General features: G+C 59.2%; 11 protein-coding genes. 7 read left to right on the forward strand and 4 right to left on the reverse strand.

Going from position 1 to position 15305, the window contains the following annotated elements; translation table 11 throughout:
- Positions 1-93: 93 nt before the first annotated feature.
- Entirely contained in the window at positions 94-2040 is a 1947-nt protein-coding gene (gene macB / locus D4100_RS06030) for a macrolide ABC transporter ATP-binding protein/permease MacB (RefSeq protein ID WP_119803517.1), read from the reverse strand.
- Positions 2040-3152, reverse strand: a complete 1113-nt coding sequence (gene macA / locus D4100_RS06035; protein WP_119803519.1) for a macrolide transporter subunit MacA — start codon at positions 3150-3152, stop codon at positions 2040-2042. Before macA ends, macB begins: the two co-directional genes overlap by 1 nt.
- 414 nt (positions 3153-3566) lie before the next feature.
- On the opposite strand from macA, the gene D4100_RS06040 reads away from it, so the two are divergent.
- Positions 3567-4535, forward strand: coding sequence for a VirK/YbjX family protein (locus D4100_RS06040; protein ID WP_006320863.1), 969 nt, complete (start codon positions 3567-3569; stop codon positions 4533-4535).
- Here the strand turns inward: D4100_RS06040 and D4100_RS06045 are convergent.
- The gene (locus D4100_RS06045; RefSeq protein ID WP_119803521.1) at positions 4532-6196 is read right to left on the reverse strand and encodes an ATP-dependent endonuclease; all 1665 of its coding nucleotides are present in this window, start codon (positions 6194-6196) and stop codon (positions 4532-4534) included. The genes D4100_RS06040 and D4100_RS06045 overlap by 4 nt on opposite strands.
- A gap of 192 nt (positions 6197-6388) precedes the next feature.
- Here D4100_RS06045 and D4100_RS06050 point away from each other — a divergent pair, with 192 nt between their 5' ends.
- The 5 genes from D4100_RS06050 (at position 6389) to ltaE (ending at position 13258) form a co-directional block, all read left to right on the forward strand.
- Positions 6389-7285, forward strand: coding sequence for a LysO family transporter (locus D4100_RS06050; protein ID WP_119803523.1), 897 nt, complete (start codon positions 6389-6391; stop codon positions 7283-7285).
- Positions 7286-7456: 171 nt separating this feature from the next.
- The gene (gene hcp / locus D4100_RS06055) at positions 7457-9106 is read left to right on the forward strand and encodes a hydroxylamine reductase (protein ID WP_119803525.1); all 1650 of its coding nucleotides are present in this window, start codon (positions 7457-7459) and stop codon (positions 9104-9106) included.
- Positions 9107-9161: 55 nt separating this feature from the next.
- Positions 9162-10166 carry an NADH oxidoreductase gene (gene hcr / locus D4100_RS06060; RefSeq protein WP_119803527.1) on the forward strand — a complete coding sequence of 335 codons (1005 nt, stop codon included), beginning with the start codon at positions 9162-9164 and terminating at the stop codon, positions 10164-10166.
- Positions 10167-10431: 265 nt separating this feature from the next.
- On the forward strand, positions 10432-12153 hold the full coding sequence (poxB, locus tag D4100_RS06065) for a ubiquinone-dependent pyruvate dehydrogenase (protein WP_119803529.1): 1722 nt from the start codon (positions 10432-10434) through the stop codon (positions 12151-12153).
- Between the two features lie 88 nt (positions 12154-12241).
- On the forward strand, positions 12242-13258 hold the full coding sequence (ltaE, locus tag D4100_RS06070; protein WP_119803531.1) for a low-specificity L-threonine aldolase: 1017 nt from the start codon (positions 12242-12244) through the stop codon (positions 13256-13258).
- A 36-nt stretch (positions 13259-13294) separates the two neighbouring features.
- Here ltaE and D4100_RS06075 read toward each other — a convergent pair whose 3' ends face one another.
- Positions 13295-13642 (reverse strand): DUF1294 domain-containing protein, encoded by a 348-nt coding sequence (locus D4100_RS06075; protein WP_006320880.1) that lies wholly within the window; start codon positions 13640-13642, stop codon positions 13295-13297.
- A 144-nt stretch (positions 13643-13786) separates the two neighbouring features.
- Between D4100_RS06075 and D4100_RS06080 the strand changes: the two genes are divergently transcribed.
- Complete coding sequence (locus D4100_RS06080; protein ID WP_119803533.1) at positions 13787-15226, forward strand: DUF2867 domain-containing protein; 1440 nt, start codon at positions 13787-13789, stop codon at positions 15224-15226.
- Positions 15227-15305: the final 79 nt, after the last annotated feature.

Consider the following 15305-nt stretch of genomic DNA (forward strand, 5'->3'; position numbering starts at 1 on the left):
CAGCCGCCGTATGACTGGCATTTTTTATTCTATCCCATAAACGTCGAGCTGCCGCTAACACCCTGCGGCTTGAAATGCGACGGAGTCAGAGTATTACTCGCGCGCCAGCGCGTCAATCGGGTTAAGCCGGGCGGCACTGCGCGCAGGCAGATAGCCGAACACCACGCCGATAGCGGTGGAACATAAAAACGCGCTCAACAATGCCGCCGGCGGGAAGCTGATCTGCCAACCCGGCAGCACCAATTGCACCAGCAGCCCGATGGTAAAGGACAGCATAATCCCCAAAGCGCCGCCAACCAGGCACACCAGCACCGCCTCAATCAGGAACTGCTGCAAGACATCGCCGGAGCGAGCCCCCACCGCCATACGGATACCAATCTCACGCGTACGCTCCGTCACCGACACCAGCATGATATTCATCACGCCAATACCGCCGACCACCAGCGAAATTACCGCCACCAGCGTCAGGAATAACTGCAGCGTTCGCGTGGTCTTCTCCGCCGTCTGCACCAGACTGTCCATGTTATAGGTGAAAAAGTCTTTTTTACCGTGGCGCAGCGCCAGCAGACGCGTCAGTTGCTGCTCAGCCTCCTGGCTGCTGTAACCGTCACGGATACGCACGGTAATCGAATCGAAATAGGCGTTGCCCATCAGCCGATTTGCCATGGTGCTGTAAGGCACCCAAACGTTCAGCGTCTTGCTGCTGCCGAACATCGACTGCTTCTCTTTCGCTACCCCAACCACCGTCGCCGGCATATTGCCCACCAGCATCACCTCACCCACCACGTTCTTCTGATGCGGGAACAGCCGACGCTGGGTATTAGTGTCGATCACCACCGTTTGCGCCTGCGATTGCACCTGGAACGGGTCAATGCCGCCCCCCTGGGTGAAGGTCATGCCGTAAACGCGGAAAAACTGCTCGCTGACCCCGGTCACATTGGCCGCCACATCGACGTTGCCCAGCCGCAATCGCATGCTGCTGGCGATGGTCGGCGACAGCGCGCTGACATAGGGCTGCTCGCGCAACGCGTCGAGATCCTCATACTTCAACGACTGGCGGAAGGTCGGATCGTCGTCGCCGAAGTCCTTGCCGGGGTAAATGTCCACCGTATTGGTGCCGATGGATTTGATATCCGCCAACACCATCTGCTTGGCGGCGTCACCGATCACCAGGATCGAAACCACCGAAGCGATGCCGATGATAATGCCCAACATGGTCAATGCGGTGCGCATTTTATTCGCCGCCATCGCCCGCCAGGCCATCACCAACGCCTCGCGAAAACGGCCGGTCTTCTGCTGCCAGGACGGTGCGGGCGCAACCAGTTCCAACGATTTGGCATTCGGATTGCCCTGCTGCGCCGGGCGCGAGTCGGCAATGATCTCGCCATCGCGAATTTCAATGATCCGCTCTGCCTGCTGAGCGACGGCCGGATCGTGAGTAACGATAATCACAGTATGCCCCTGCTCACGCAGTTGCTTGAGGATCGTCATCACCTCTTCGCCAGAATGGCTGTCGAGGGCACCGGTCGGTTCATCCGCCAGGATCACCTGGCCGCCGTTCATCAGCGCACGAGCGATACTGACGCGCTGCTGCTGGCCGCCGGAAAGCTGGCTCGGCCGGTAGCTGACGCGTTCACTCAACCCAAGGCGCCGTAACAGCGCGACCGCCCGTTCGCGCCGTGCCACCTTGCCCAGCCCGGCGTAGACCGCCGGCACCTCAACGTTATGCGCCGCGCTCAGATGAGGCAGCAAATGGTATCTCTGGAAGATAAAGCCAAAATGCTCACGCCGCAGCCGGGCCAACGCATCGCCATCCAGCGTCGCCACATCCTGGCCGGCTACCCGGTACACGCCGGCGCTGGGCTTGTCCAGACAGCCGAGAATGTTCATCAGCGTAGACTTGCCAGAGCCGGAAGCCCCCATGATGGCCACCATTTCACCGGCATCGATGCTCAGGCTCACGTTTTTCAATACGTCCACCGTCTGATCGCCCGACTGGTAGCTGCGGCGGATGCCGCTCAGTTGCAACAGCGCCGCCATCAGTTGGCCTCCGAGCCGCCGCGGCTGACAATCACTTCATCCCCGATGCTCAAGCCGCTCAGAATTTGTACGTCAATATTGTTACGCAGGCCGATACTCACCTCGCGTTTCTCTTCCTTGCCCTGTTTCAATACCGCAACGTGGTAACGGTTATCGGCGATTTGATCGCCCAGCGCCGCCAGAGGAATGACCTGCGCCTGGCTGACGCCCGCCAGTTGGATATGCACCTGTGCCGTCATCTGCAAACGCAGCAATCCTTCGGGGTTCGGCACTTCGAAACGCGCATAGTAAAAGATGGCGTTGTTAACCTTTTCCGGCGTCGGCTGAATGTCTTTCAGCACGCCGTCAAAACGGCGGTTGGGATCGCCCAGCACGGTAAACCAGGCTTTCTGGCCCGGTTTGAGGCTGATAACGTCCGCTTCCGACACCTGCGCCTTCACCAGCATGGTGCCGAGATCCGCCAGCGTCAGAATGTTCGGCGCCTGCTGCGCCGCGATCACCGTCTGGCCTTGCAGCGTGGTGATCTGCACCACGTCTCCGTCCATCGGCGCTTCAATACGGGTAAACGCCAGATTGATTTTAGCGGTGTCCAGGCTGGCCTGGTTGCGGGCAATTTGCGCATTAATGGTACCGACCTGCGCCTTCTTCACCGCAAGCTGCGTCGCCGCCTGATCCAGATCCTGGCGCGATACCGCTTGCAACTTCGCCAGTGCCTGATTGCGCTGCAGCGTCACCGCCGCCAACTGCTGTTCAGCCTGGGCCTGTTGCAACTGAGCGTGCAGTTCGCGCAGCGTCGCCTCGCCCTCGCGGATGCTGTTTTGTGCCTGCTGGGGATCGATTACGCCAAGTAACTGGCCTTTTTTCACCTTATCGCCGATCTCGACATACAGACTTTCCAACTGCCCGCTGACCTGAGCGCCAACGTCAACCTTGCGCACCGCGTCAAGCTGTCCGGTCGCCAGAACGTTTTGCTGCAGATCGCGCTTGGCTACCTTCACCGTTTTAAACTGGGTTGGCGCCGGGTGGCTGAAATGCCAGATCGCCAGCGCGGCGATCGCCGCCACGACGATCAGTGCGCCAACCCAGCGTCGCTTGTGTCCTTTAAACATCATTGATGCCATCATCCTTTTGTTTTTTATTGATTATTTCAAATAACCCAGAAAGTTTTTCCGGCATCTTATCCGGTTTTTAATCCGCTACTCATCATGCCCATGGCAAGTTGAACGGGATTATAACCGTCCCTACCTATGTACGCATTAAGACAGAATTAAGAGCAAACAGTTAAGGGTAACTTACAGGAACAGAGAAAGGTTATCTCCGGCATGTCCTGCAATTTAACGGGTACCGTTTTGCGCAAGCGGGCATTTTTGGCGAAAGAGAGGGCTATATTGACGCACACAGTGCGGAGTAACTAAACCTTGGCTCAACACAATGTGGAGACGCCCCGGGTTAGCGTTGAGCATTGAACTCCCGTTTAGCGAAAGCTTGCTGAAATAGCGCCATTCAACACTGCCAAGGATTTCATCATGTCTCAGCTCAGCTATCCACTCGTATCTGCACGCCCGCTCAACGGCTGGCAACTGATGACGGCGCTGATCAATGGCGATATGGCGCCGAGCAAAGCCTGGAAGAAAGCCTCATTCCGCCTGAAGTTTATCGGCCGCTCGCTGTTTAGCTGGCACGCTACCGGTGCCCTGCTGAATACGCTGGCGTCCAATCCCCTGCTGGATGAGATTCTGAACGCTCAGCCCAATCTGCCCTGCAAGTTGCATCGCCCCTACCTGGCGGCAAACATGAACAAGATCGAGTGTCTGTTCGCCCTGCGCGATCACTATGATCTCAGCGCGCAGCGCATGCCGCTGAAAATGCGAGTCGGTCACCTGAATAAACCCTTCGTGCTGGCCAGCGTCACCGGCAAAAGCGGCGCACCGGTTTCGCTGGAACTGTCAGCCATCGATCACCTGAACAAAGAAGGGGAAACCACCCTGCTGTTGCGCAATGCCGCCGGCATTATGCTGGCGGAAATCACCTTTGCGCTGATGCACTATCAGCAACAGCCGACGCTGTTCATCGGCGGTTTGCAGGGGGCCAACCACCAGGTACCGCACGCGGAAATCCAGCTCGCCACCAAAGAATGCCACGGGCTGTTTCCGAAACGGCTGGTGCTGGAAGGCATTTGCACGCTGGCGCATCATCTGGGCATCCGCCAAATAGTGGCGGTGGGCAATGCCACCCATATCTATCAAAACTGGCGTTATCACAGTAAAAAGAAAGACCAACTGCACGCCGATTACGATCAGTTCTGGAGCTCGATGGGCGGCAAGATGCTCGACAGCGGTTACTTCCTGCTGCCGGAACGCATCACGCGCAAACCGATCGATGAGGTGGCCAGCAAGAAACGGGCAGAATACCGCCGTCGTTATCAATTGCTGGATGAACTGGAACAGGGAATGGCTGAACATTTCAGCCCGCCGGCAAGATTGCCGGGCGCCTAATCCGCCCGGCCGCGCGCCAGCCAGATCACGCGCGAGAACATTTTCTTTAGCAGTGGCGGCACGGAATCGGTGCCCCATTCGCCGGCCTGCATCGCTACTTCGATAGCCAGATCGGGTTTCGAAGAGTGATGCACCGCCTTCAGGATCACCTTGCGTATCGGCATCTGTGCATTGATCGGCACAGAGGCGACGCGGTGATAGACCGGGCTGAACCCCTCGCGGAACATAAAGTGCTCCATATCCGGCGCCGGCAGCGCGGTCAGGCGGTCACGCTCGCTGTCGCCGTGGTTATCCAGCAAGCTGCGCACGGTGTTGGCGTATTTCTTCCCGGCCTCGTCGCCGTCCACCAGCGCATGCCATTCAATGCCCATGCGTCGGGCAAACCTCAACAGCGGCTTCAGACCGCACTGGGCGAATTCAATCACCCGCACCCCTTCCGCCTCAAAGTGATAGCCGCACTGGCGCGCCAGCTCACTCAACAGCCAAACCTCGGTCTCGCCTTCCACCAACAGCCAACAGCGGGCAAACAGCGATGACGGCCGGTTAAAGCGAATATGGAAAGCAATGCGCCGCCCGTCTTCCGGCCCCAACCCACGCGGGCCGAGGCGGTAAGTGGCAACCCGCCCCGACTCGCGCACCAGCCGGCAAACATGCTCCACCGGTACCAGCGACACCAGTTCGCTGGAATTGGTGGTGGTGATGCGTTGCAACGGCAACTGGTTGAGCAGCCCCCAGGCCACCGACAGCATGATCGGGTGCAGCCGGGTTTCCGGGTCCTCCACCAACAGCAACGGCCGGGCGTGCGGATCCAACTTGACGTTGCCTTTGGCCTGCAGCAGCGTAGAAAACATGCCAAGCAAAATCAGCCGCATGCTGCGGCTGTTCGGTTCAGCGACCATCCGGTTGATGCTGTCCAGCGAGCGCCACGCCTGCTGGTCCTGATCTTGATCCAAAGGGTGGCTGCGCGGGCGCGCCACCTGCGATCCCTGCTCAGCGAAGTAATGTTCCAGCAGTTGCTGCATCGCCGCCAGCCCCTGCCGCAATTCGCCATTAGTCAGCTTTTGCGGATTGCGCACCAGTTCGCGCGTCAGTTGATCCAACTGCCGGGCCAGCGCCTGATTATCCGCAGGATGATCGTCATTGAGCGAGCTGGGCCGCAGGCGACGAATAAAACGCGCATCGCGCAAACGCAATACCGGGTGAATACGGATAATGGCGTGCGCCAACTGTTCAATGTGGTGCAGTTGTATCGCATTGCCCTCGGCGTCCAAAAAACTGCGCCAGGTGCACACCGTATCGTCATCGGCCAGTTCTCCTTCGCAACGATAATAAATACGGTTCAGATTATCATCGCCCTTGACCCACAGCGGCGACAGGTGGCGATAACGGGGGAGATGAGCATGGCCGCGGTCTTTCTCGCAAAAGGTAAACACCACCTGCAAATACCGCTCTTTGGCCGCCTCTTCGCCGGGAGGGAAATGAAAGTCGTGCACTTCAAAACGGTAGAGCTTTTGCTCCGGCGCCAACAGCAGGGTCAGCGCGTCCAGCAGGCTGGATTTACCCCAGGCGTTTTCGCCGAGCAGCAGCGTGTTGTCATCCAGCATCAGGGACAACCGGTTAATGCCGCGGAAACCTACAATCTCGATACGCTCTAAGAACATCTACCGCCTCCCGTGCGCGCCGTCACCGTCCTCAATGAAGGTGACCTTCCCAGAGCATGGTCAAAAAACCCCTTGCAGGTCAAGCAGACTGCGTCAAATCTGCCGCTTTACTCCGGCCATTGTTTTGGTTAGCGTGTGGGCCTTGCCGGTCATCCGCGCACCGCCTCCCGAACAAAGGACGTAAGCTTCACCATGTATTCAGGACTGTTGATTATTCTGTTACCGCTGATTGCCGGTTACCTCATCCCCTTACGCAGCCGCACATTACTGCAAGCCATCAATCGTCTGTTGAGCTGGATGGTTTACGTGATCCTGTTTTTCATGGGCATCAGCCTGGCATTTTTGGAGGATCTGAGCAGCAACCTGTTGCTGATATTCCAGTACGCCGCCGTGTTTTTCCTGTGTATCTTGGCCGCCAGCTTGCTGATGCTGACACTGCTGGAACGCAAAATGCCATGGCGCAACAGCCATAAACAGGAGCGACTGCCTTCGCGCCTGCACATGGCGCTGGAATCGCTTAAACTGTGCGGCGTGGTGCTCGGCGGTTTCCTGCTCGGTCTGACGCAGTGGCAGTGGCTGCAGTTTGCCGGCAAGGGCAGTGAATACGCGTTGATTTTCCTGCTGCTGCTGGTGGGCATCCAACTGCGCAACAGCGGCATGACGCTGCGTCAAATCGTGATTAACCGGCGCGGCATGATGGTGGCGGTGGTGGTGACGATCAGCGCACTGGCCGGCGGCGCGCTGGCGGCACAGCTGCTGGGGCTGCCGATCAAAGCCGGGCTGGCGATGGCTTCCGGTTTCGGCTGGTATTCGCTTTCCGGTATTCTGATCACCGACGCCTATGGCCCGGTCCTGGGCAGCGCGGCCTTCTTTAACGATCTGGCGCGCGAGTTGGTGGCGATTATGCTGATCCCTACCCTGGTACGCCGCAGCCGTTCCTCGGCGCTGGGCCTGTGCGGAGCCACCTCGATGGACTTCACCCTACCGGTGTTGCAACGCAGCGGCGGGCTGGAGATGGTGCCGCCGGCGATCGTGCACGGTTTCCTGCTGAGCCTGCTGGCGCCGGTGCTGATCGCCTTGTTCTCCTGATCTCTTCCGGGGGCGATGCCCCCGTAAAACGTAATAATTCCCATCCGCAGAGTAAAATTGCGCTAAATCAAACTTACCCGCAGTAACCTCACAAAAGCCTTTTTAAGCCCCGGTTGCCGATCTATGCTCATAAACAAGCATTATAAATGCAACTTTAAAAAGGAAGCGATTATGTTCTGTGTGCAATGTGAACAAACCATCCGAACCCCGGCAGGCAACGGTTGCTCGTATGCTCAGGGCATGTGCGGCAAAACGGCGGAAACCTCCGATCTGCAAGATCTGCTGGTAGCGGCGTTGCAGGGGCTGTCCGCCTGGGCGCTGCAGGCCCGCTCGCTCGGGATTATCGATCATGATATCGACAGCTTTGCCCCACGCGCCTTCTTCTCTACTCTGACCAACGTCAACTTCGACTCTGAACGCATCATCGGTTACGCGCGGGAAACTCTGCTCCTGCGTGACTCGCTGGCCACACGCTGCCGGCTGCTGGATGCCGGCGCGCGCGTCGAACATCCGCTGGCCAGTCTGCAACTTGACGGCGACGATATGCCGGCGCTGTTGCAGCAGGCGACACAGTTCGCCCTCAACACCGACAAAACCGAGGTGGGCGATGACGTTCACGGTCTGCGCATGTTGTGCCTGTATGGCCTGAAAGGCGCGGCGGCCTATATGGAACACGCCCACGTGCTGGGCCAGTTCGACGACCAAATCTATGCCGATTACCATGCCTTTATGGCCTGGCTCGGCACCCAGCCGCGCGACGTGGATACTCTGCTGAACAATGCCATGGGTATCGGCAAAATGAACTTCAACGTGATGGCGATCCTCGATCACGGTGAAACTCAGGCCTATGGCGATCCGATCCCCAGTGCGGTGAATGTACGCCCGGTGGCAGGCAAAGCGATTCTGATCTCCGGCCACGATCTGAAAGATCTGCGCATGCTGCTGGAGCAAACCGAGGGCCAGGGCGTTAATGTCTATACCCACGGTGAAATGCTGCCGGCGCACGGCTATCCCGAGCTGAAAAAATTCAAACATCTGGTAGGCAATTACGGCAGCGGCTGGCAGAACCAGCAGATCGAGTTCGCCAAATTCCCCGGCCCCATCCTGATGACCTCCAACTGCATTATCGATCCTAACGTCGGCAACTACGGCGATCGCATCTGGACGCGCAGCATCGTCGGCTGGCCAGGCGTTAACCATCTGGAAGGAGATGACTTCACCCGCGTGATCGCCCAGGCGCAGGGTATGAACGGTTTCCCTTACACCGAGATCGAACATATGATCACCGTCGGCTTTGGCCGCCAGACGCTGCTCAACGCCGCCGATACGGTGATCGATCTGGTGGCGCAGAAGAAACTGCGCCACGTGTTCCTGGTCGGCGGTTGTGACGGCAGCCGCGATGAGCGCAGCTATTTCACCGACTTCGCCCGCAGCGTGCCGCAAGATTGCCTTATCATGACGCTGGCCTGCGGCAAATACCGCTTCAATAAGCTGGACTTCGGCACGCTGGAAGGCCTGCCACGTCTGCTGGACGTCGGCCAGTGCAACGACGCCTATTCCGCCATCATGCTGGCGGTGAAACTGTCCGAGACGCTTGGCTGCACGGTCAACGAACTGCCTCTCAGCCTGGTGCTGTCGTGGTTTGAACAAAAGGCGATCGTCATCCTGCTGACGCTGCTGTCGCTGGGGGTAAAAAACATCGTCACCGGCCCGACCGCACCAGGCTTCCTGACCGACAACCTGATGGCGATCCTCTACGACAAGTTCGGCATGCGCCCAATCACCACCGTTGAGCAGGATCTGCAAGCCCTGCTCGGCTAATGCCGTCGTTTTCGGGGCCGCGCCTATGTCGGCCCCTTTGCCTTTGAGGTGCTCCATGACCCAACCCAGCCCCCTTTGCCCAAACCGTATGCAGGTACACTCGATCCGGCAGGAAACTGCCGATGTCTGGACGCTGGACCTGATCTGCGACGTTTTTTACCCTTATCAGGCAGGCCAGTTTGCGCTGGTCAGCATCCGCAATACCGAAGAAACGCTGCGCGCCTATACGCTCTCTTCCTCGCCCGGCCAAAGCCGCTTTCTCAGCATCAGCGTACGCTGCCTGCCGGACGGCGCGGGTTCGCGCTGGCTGACGCAGGAGGTCAAACCCGGCAACACCCTGTGGCTGTCCGATGCGCAGGGAGAGTTCAGTTGCGAACGCCACCCGGCCGATCGTTACCTGATGCTGGCGGCCGGCTGCGGCGTTACGCCGATTATCTCCATGTGCCGCTGGCTGGTCGCCAACCGTCCGGCCTGCGATATTGCCGTGATCTTTAACGTACGTACCCCCGCAGATACGATTTTTGCCCAACAATGGCGCGAGTTGTGCGCCGCGCATCCGCAACTGCAACTGACGCTGATGGCCGAACAGGATGCTCAGCCGGGCTACCTCAACGGGCGGATAACGTTAGAAGCCTTGCGACAGGCCGCGCCGGATATCGCCGAACGTAGGGTGATGACCTGTGGCCCCGCGCCTTACATGACGCAGGCGGAGCAGTTTTGCCGCCAGCTTGGCGTGCCGGCAGCCCGCTTCCACAAAGAACAGTTCCATACGCCGGCGGAAACGGACGTCGGGCAAAACGAAGGATTAACGCTGCGCGTCGCCAGGCCGCTGCGCGAGTTCCGCGTACCGGTCGGCAGCACGCTGCTGGCAGCGATGGAGGCCCACGCGCTGCCGGTTAACGCCGCCTGCCGTGCCGGGGTCTGCGGCTCGTGCAAAACCCGTATCCTCGACGGTGACTACACCACCACCAGCAGCATGACGCTCACCCCGACCGAGATCGCCCAAGGGTATGTGCTGGCTTGCAGTTGCCAATTGCAGGGCGACGTCACCCTCGCCTGACGGCCATAGCCCCATCTCGCCGATGGGGCATTTATCGGCAAGCAGGCTTCACCTTCCCCTTCTACACTTTCCCGGTTCCATACGTGTTACTGCGTTTATTTGAGAAAGACTGATAAGTCATACCCAATAGATTTCAAGTCACAGCCAGACGGCAAGCGTGGGTATCCCCAGAAGCTGACTCAGGTCAGTGACTGGGGTGCACACGTGCAGCCAACAACGCTGTAGCGTGAAAGATGAGGGAACCTTTACAACGCTTGGGGGAACTATGAAGCAAACGATAGCCACACTGGTCGCCAAAACGCTTGAGCAGGCCGGCGTGAAACGTATTTGGGGCGTCACCGGCGATTCGCTCAACGGCCTTAGCGACAGCCTGCACCGCATGGGCACCATCGAATGGCTGGGTACGCGCCACGAAGAGGTGGCCGCGTTTGCCGCCGGCGCAGAAGCCCAGCTTACCGGCCAGTTGGCGGTTTGCGCCGGCTCCTGCGGCCCGGGCAACCTGCACCTGATCAATGGCCTGTTCGACTGCCACCGCAACCACGTGCCGGTATTGGCGATTGCCGCGCATATTCCCTCCAGCGAAATCGGCAGCGGTTATTTCCAGGAAACCCACCCGCAAGAACTGTTCCGTGAATGCAGCCATTACTGTGAACTGGTCTCCAATCCGGAACAACTGCCGCGGGTGCTGGAAATCGCCATGCGCAAGGCGATCCTCAATCGCGGCGTGTCGGTGATCGTGCTGCCGGGCGATGTGGCGCTGCGCATGGCGCCGGAAGACGCCAGCATGGTATGGCATACCCCGGCGCTGCCGCTGGTTCAACCACCGATGAGCGAACTGAACAAGCTGGCGGCCATACTGAATCAGGCGAAGAACATTACGCTGATGTGCGGCAGCGGCTGTGCCGGTTCGCATGACGAAGTCGTCAGGCTGGCCGAGCTGCTGCAAGCGCCGGTGGTGCACGCGCTGCGCGGTAAAGAGCATATCGAATGGGACAACCCGTACAGCGTCGGCATGACCGGGTTGATCGGCTTTTCGTCCGGCTACCACGCGATGATGAACGCCGATACCCTGGTGCTGCTCGGCACCCAGTTCCCGTACCGCGCGTTCTACCCAACCAACGCCAACATCATTCAGATCGACATCGATCCCGGCAGCATCGGCGCACATTGCCCGGTCAACATGGCGCTGGTGGGCGATATCCACACCACCCTCACTGCCCTGCTGCCGCAGTTGAAACCGAAGAGCGACCGCGCGTTTCTAGACAAGGCGCTGGAGCACTACCGTACTGCACGCAAGGATCTCGACGGGCTGGCGACCGCCAATGACGATCAACCGATCCACCCACAGTATCTGGCGCAGCAGATCAGCCAATACGCCAACGACGACGCCATTTTCACCTGCGACGTCGGCACACCGACGGTGTGGGCTGCACGCTACCTGAAAATGAACGGCAAACGCCGCTTGCTGGGTTCGTTCAACCACGGCTCGATGGCCAATGCCATGCCGCAGGCCATCGGCGCACAGGCCACCAAGCCGGACAAGCAGGTGATCGCCCTGTGCGGCGACGGCGGTTTTACCATGCTGATGGGGGATTTTCTGTCGCTGACTCAGTTGAAATTGCCGGTCAAGATTGTGATCTTCAACAACAGCGTGCTGGGTTTTGTGGCCATGGAAATGAAGGCCGGCGGCTATCTGACCGACGGCACCGATCTGCACAACCCGAATTTTGCGGCGATTGCCAACGCCGCCGGCATCAAGGGCATTCGCGTTGAGAAGGCTTCGGATCTGGACGCTGCGCTGCAAGAAATGCTGGCTCACCCTGGCCCGGCGCTGCTGGATGTGGTGACCGCCAAACAGGAACTGGCGATGCCGCCGCAGATCAAATTCGAACAGGCCAAAGGCTTCAGCCTGTATATGCTGCGCGCCATTATCAACGGCCGTGGCGACGAAGTGGTCGAACTGGCGAAAACCAACTGGTTGCGTTAATAATCGTATCCTCTTTCCCATCACTATAACTATCCCCATGCAGCTAACAACGCTGCGGCTTGAAAGATAAAGGGGATAAAGGAATTGTATGCTTATTGATTTACGCAGTGATACCGTGACCCGCCCCTGTACCGCCATGCGCCAAGCCATGGCTCAGGCCGAAGTGGGCGATGACGTCTATGGCGATGATCCCACGGTAAACGCGCTGGAGGCCGAAGCGGTTCGTCTGTCCGGCAAGGAAGCGGCGCTGTTTCTGCCGAGCGGCACCCAGGCCAACCTGGTGGCGCTGTTGAGTCACTGTCAGCGCGGCGACGAATATATTGTCGGCCAGCAGGCTCATAACTATAAATACGAGGCCGGCGGCGCGGCGGTGCTCGGCAGTATCCAGCCACAGCCGATTGAGGCGAACCCGGACGGCACCCTGCCGCTGGACAAGGTAGCGGCGGCAATCAAACCCGATGACATTCACTTCGCCAGAACCCGTCTGCTGAGTCTGGAAAACACCATCAGCGGCCGCGTGCTGCCGCAGGAGTACCTGCAACAGGCCTGGCGGTTCACCCGCGAGCATCAGTTGGCGCTGCACATCGACGGCGCGCGCATCTTCAATGCCGCCGTCGCGCTTAATCTGCCGCTGAAAGACATTGTGCAGTATTGCGACACCTTCACCATCTGCCTGTCGAAAGGGCTGGGCGCGCCGGTAGGTTCGCTGCTGTGCGGCAGTGAAGCCTTTATTCAGCGCGCCGTGCGCTGGCGCAAAATGACCGGCGGCGGCCTGCGCCAGGCCGGTATTCTGGCGGCGGCAGGTTTGTATGCGCTTGAACATAACGTCGAACGGCTGCGCGATGATCACGACAACGCCAAATGGCTGGAGCAGCAATTGCAGGGAATGGGCGTGGAGATTGCCGAACCGGGCGCGCAAACCAACGTCCTGTACCTGCGCCAATCGCCAGAACTGGCGGCTAAACTGGGGCCGTGGATGCGAGAGCGTGGCGTGCTGATCAGCAGCGGGCCACTGACGCGCATCCTGACCCATCTCGACGTCAGCCGTCAGGATCTGCAGCAAGTCGTCGATTTATGGCGGGAGTTCCTCCGCCAGCATGCCTGAATCCTGGCGCGAACGGGGCGCCACTGCGCCCCACCTTCAGATAATCCAGCGGCCGTAAACCCAGTACCAGATACCCAGCGTCACCACCAGATTCAGCACCACGCTGAGGATAAACCAGGTTTTGAACGGTTGTTTCTGGGTTTTATGGCGAAACAGCTGCTGTGCGACTATCGCGCCGATCCAGCCACCCACCAGCCCAAACACCAGCAACGTGCTTTCCGGCACCCGTTGCCAGCCCTTGCGTGCAGCAAACTTATCCGCGCCATACACCAGCAACGTCAGCAGGTTGGCCAACAGCCACCACATCCCAATCGGATGCAGGAAAAACAGGCTGGCGATTAAAGCCAGGCCCAACAGGGCATAACAAACAGCATTCAGTTTCATATCATCCGTCTTATCGCAGGCAAACGGCGCGTAGTGTGACCCCGCCTGTTGGCAGATGCAACTCCCTCATAACCACACAAAAAGTGCATTTAAACGCCAGGTTTGGCATTCTGTCACCGACTTTCACTGCATAAGGCAGCGCTGATGACACCCCAACGCGTATTGGTTCTCGGAGCCAGCGGCTACATTGGCCAGAACCTGATCCCTCACCTGATCGAACAGGGACATACCATTACCGCCGCCGCACGCCGTCTGGAATGGATGCAGGAACAGAATTGGCCGCAGGTCGACTGCCACTATGTCGACGTTTACCGTCCGGAAACCCTGGCCGCCGCGCTGTGGGATATAGATACCGTCTATTATCTGATCCACGGCATGGGCGATGGCGATGACTTTATTGAAAAGGAACGCCTGGCAGCGGAAAACCTGCGTGACGCGCTGCGCAGTTCCGCCGTCAAACAGGTGATTTTTCTGGGTTCATTGCAACCGGCAGGCGACAGTTCGCCACACCTGGCGGCGCGCAAGTTGACCGGGGAAATCCTGCGCCAAAGCGGTATCCCGGTCACCGAATTACGCGCCGGCATTATCGTCGGCCCCGGTTCGGCGGCGTTCGAAGTGATGCGCGATATGGTCTATAACCTGCCGGTGCTGACGCCGCCACGCTGGGTGCGCTCTAAATCTTCGCCGGTGGCGCTGGAAAACCTGCTGGTGTATCTGGCCGATCTGCTGGCGCATCCGGCGGAAGAAAACCGCATTTTTGACATCGCCGGCCCGGAATACATCAGCTACCAGACAATGTTTGAGCGTTTCATCCACATCAGCGGCAAGCAGCGTTGGCTGATCCCGATCCCCCTGCCCACGCGCTTTATTTCAGTGTGGTTCGTCAGCCTGATCACCTCAGTGCCCCCCCCCATCGCCAGCGCGCTGATTCAGGGCCTGAACCACGACTTGCCCGCCGACGGCAAACCGCTGCAGGCGCTGATCCCGCAAACATTGCAGACTTTCGATGAAGCGGTGCGCGAAACCCTGCGCCGCGAGAAGGAGGTGGTCGACTCTGCCGACTGGGGCTACGATCCGGAGGCGCGGGCACGCTGGCGACCGGGTTACGGTTTCTATCCCAAGCAGGCGGGCTGCACGTTGGAAACCCAGGCGTCCAGCCAGGCGTTGTGGCACGTGGTGCAGCAACTGGGCGGCAAAGAGGGGTATTTCTATGCCAATCTCCTGTGGCAGATCCGCGCCCGCATGGACGATATGATCGGCAATCGGGTGGTATATGGCCGTCCGCAGCGCGATACGCTGGCGGTGGGCGATCTGGTCGACGGCTGGAAAGTGATCACCCTCAAGCCGCAACGCCAACTGGCGCTCTTGTTCGGCATGAAAGCGCCTGGCCTGGGCCGTTTAACCTTCACGATCAAAGATCACGGCGATCGCCGCAGCCTCGATGTGCGCGCCTGGTGGCACCCCGCCGGTTTCAGCGGGTTGCTGTACTGGTTCGCCATGATGCCCGCTCACCTGTTCATTTTTCGCGGCATGGCACAACGTATTGCGAAGCTGGCCGAACACCACGAACGCAATCGGCCGTAACCCGCGGCACAGCCTGATGCTCATTTGTCGATCAACCGCACAGTTTGCTGCTGCGGTTAAGCCCTTTCCGATTGCATAG

It is taken from the genome of Serratia inhibens (genome assembly GCF_003591175.1).
GTDB lineage: Bacteria > Pseudomonadota > Gammaproteobacteria > Enterobacterales > Enterobacteriaceae > Serratia > Serratia inhibens.

What these genes read in the sequence shown, in the direction of transcription:
- D4100_RS06050 (WP_119803523.1), top strand. Translation starts at nt 6,389, where the DNA reads ATGTATTCAGGACTGTTGATTATTCTGTTACCGCTGATTGCCGGTTAC.
- D4100_RS06080 (WP_119803533.1), top strand. Translation starts at nt 13,787, where the DNA reads ATGACACCCCAACGCGTATTGGTTCTCGGAGCCAGCGGCTACATTGGC.
- ltaE (WP_119803531.1), top strand. Translation starts at nt 12,242, where the DNA reads ATGCTTATTGATTTACGCAGTGATACCGTGACCCGCCCCTGTACCGCC.
- macA (WP_119803519.1), bottom strand. Translation starts at nt 3,152, where the DNA reads ATGATGTTTAAAGGACACAAGCGACGCTGGGTTGGCGCACTGATCGTC.
- D4100_RS06075 (WP_006320880.1), bottom strand. Translation starts at nt 13,642, where the DNA reads ATGAAACTGAATGCTGTTTGTTATGCCCTGTTGGGCCTGGCTTTAATC.
- macB (WP_119803517.1), bottom strand. Translation starts at nt 2,040, where the DNA reads ATGGCGGCGCTGTTGCAACTGAGCGGCATCCGCCGCAGCTACCAGTCG.
- hcr (WP_119803527.1), top strand. Translation starts at nt 9,162, where the DNA reads ATGACCCAACCCAGCCCCCTTTGCCCAAACCGTATGCAGGTACACTCG.
- poxB (WP_119803529.1), top strand. Translation starts at nt 10,432, where the DNA reads ATGAAGCAAACGATAGCCACACTGGTCGCCAAAACGCTTGAGCAGGCC.
- hcp (WP_119803525.1), top strand. Translation starts at nt 7,457, where the DNA reads ATGTTCTGTGTGCAATGTGAACAAACCATCCGAACCCCGGCAGGCAAC.
- D4100_RS06045 (WP_119803521.1), bottom strand. Translation starts at nt 6,196, where the DNA reads ATGTTCTTAGAGCGTATCGAGATTGTAGGTTTCCGCGGCATTAACCGG.
- D4100_RS06040 (WP_006320863.1), top strand. Translation starts at nt 3,567, where the DNA reads ATGTCTCAGCTCAGCTATCCACTCGTATCTGCACGCCCGCTCAACGGC.